At 58.2% G+C, this 1,655-nt stretch carries 2 protein-coding genes; one reads left to right on the top strand and one right to left on the bottom strand.

What is annotated here, in order from left to right:
- Positions 1-25: 25 nt before the first annotated feature.
- On the bottom strand, positions 26-1,006 hold the full coding sequence (locus GOX01_RS12645) for a GlxA family transcriptional regulator (RefSeq protein ID WP_011253700.1): 981 nt from the start codon (positions 1,004-1,006) through the stop codon (positions 26-28).
- A 120-nt stretch (positions 1,007-1,126) separates the two neighbouring features.
- Between GOX01_RS12645 and GOX01_RS12640 the strand changes: the two genes are divergently transcribed.
- Positions 1,127-1,534 (top strand): putative quinol monooxygenase, encoded by a 408-nt coding sequence (locus tag GOX01_RS12640; protein WP_243695625.1) that lies wholly within the window; start codon positions 1,127-1,129, stop codon positions 1,532-1,534.
- The last annotated feature ends 121 nt before the right edge of the window (positions 1,535-1,655 follow it).

Raw genomic sequence — 1,655 nt, 5'->3', positions numbered from 1 at the left:
CCCATCAAACCCCGGGACCAAACACCTAATCCTGCACTCCTAAATGGTTCGTCCGGCGAATTTCTGAGGCGGTGCGGCCAGTCTTACGACGTAGCAGAGTGCGGAGAGTGGCTGCATTATCATAGCCGGTGCGGGCTGCGATCTCATCCATTCCCAATTTGGTCGTCCTCAGGAGATAAGCCGCTCGTTCAACGCGCAGGCTCTGGAAATAAGACAATGGAGAGCGGCCCAGCACCATATTGATTCTGCGGGACAGAGTTCGTTCACTTGTCCCGACAAAAGCCGCGGCCTGCTCCAAGGAAAAGCCCGTAGCGAGGTTTTCACGCGCCCACTTCTCGAAGAGCATCACCAGGTGGTCGGCGTGGCGCAAATGATCCGGGATGGCATAGGTGGCTTGAGGCGAGCGAGGATCGAGCATTAGGTAGCGAGCGACGGTGTCGGCCAGTTCGGGGCTCCGCTGACGAACGAACCAGAGCGCCAAATCGAAATGTGCAAGCACCGCGCCTGCGGTAACGACCCTGTCGTTACCCACCAGCGCACGGCTGTCATCGAGTGCAACGCTGGGATACCGGGCTCTAAAGAAAGGTGCGAGCCACCAACTGGTGGCGGCCTCTTGTTTGTCTAACAATCCCGTCTCGGCGAGGACGAATGTCCCCGTACAAGCAGCAGCGATAGTCGCACCATTTGCCTGCCAGGTTCGCAATAGTTCGACAGCTCGCTTTACATCGGGATGAGCAAGGGCGTCGGCAATGCCTTCCTCCGTCTTCGCTCCCAATGCCGGCACGAAGACAAAGCCGGGAGTCGGGAGGGCGTCGGCCCGAACCGTAGGGATTGCGAGGCCGTGCGCTGTATGTGTTGCGCGACGAATGCTGGAAACCGACGAGTTCAAACTTTCACGCAAGGCGGGGGGCGCCAAGTCGCGCGCCGTCGCTAAGGTGTCCTGAAACGCCGCAAGCCCAGTATCGAACACCCCATCAAGCGCTAAAATTGTCGTAGCTGTGCTCATGGCGAGAATGGTATCAGGTTTGTCAATTCTGCCAAGCGCTAACGCTCCGCTGCGATGATAGTCTAGCGACGCGGCCGACGATGGCGCGATCAAATAGGGAAGAAAATGAGGACCATTAAAGTGTTCCTGCTCACGGCGGCCCTCGTTGTCGCCACCGGCGCGACAAGCGCAATGGCGGATACGACAGGCAGCTCGAAGTCAACCCAACCACACCCAAAGATGGAGACGATGAAGATGACACATATGGGCTTATTCGTGCGGCTCGACGCCAAGCCTGGCAAAGAAGCGGCTTTGGAAAAGTTTCTGAAGGACGCGCTGCCGTTGGCACAAGCCGAAACGGGTACTCCGGTCTGGTATGCTGTAAAGTTCGGACCAAGCAGTTTCGCGATCTTTGACGCCTTTCAGAATGATGGCGACAGAACCGCACATCTCAACGGTCCGATCGCGGCGGCACTCATGCAGAACGCCGATGAGCTTCTGGCCACGCCGCCGGTCATCGAGCGCTGGGATGTTCTCGCGGTCAAGTAAGCTAGACAGAGCGGTATGTGGCATCGCTGCGACCGCTCTGCCGCCATCGTCGTGGTGAGTTTCTTCTTCCGCGTAAGCGATGTCGCGCTAGTCTAGGTGTTTGGTCCCGGGGTTTGATGGG

Origin of the sequence: Gluconobacter oxydans, from assembly GCF_006539685.1 — a bacterium.
Taxonomy (GTDB): domain Bacteria; phylum Pseudomonadota; class Alphaproteobacteria; order Acetobacterales; family Acetobacteraceae; genus Gluconobacter; species Gluconobacter oxydans.
This window is presented reverse-complemented; position numbering and strand designations above follow the sequence as displayed.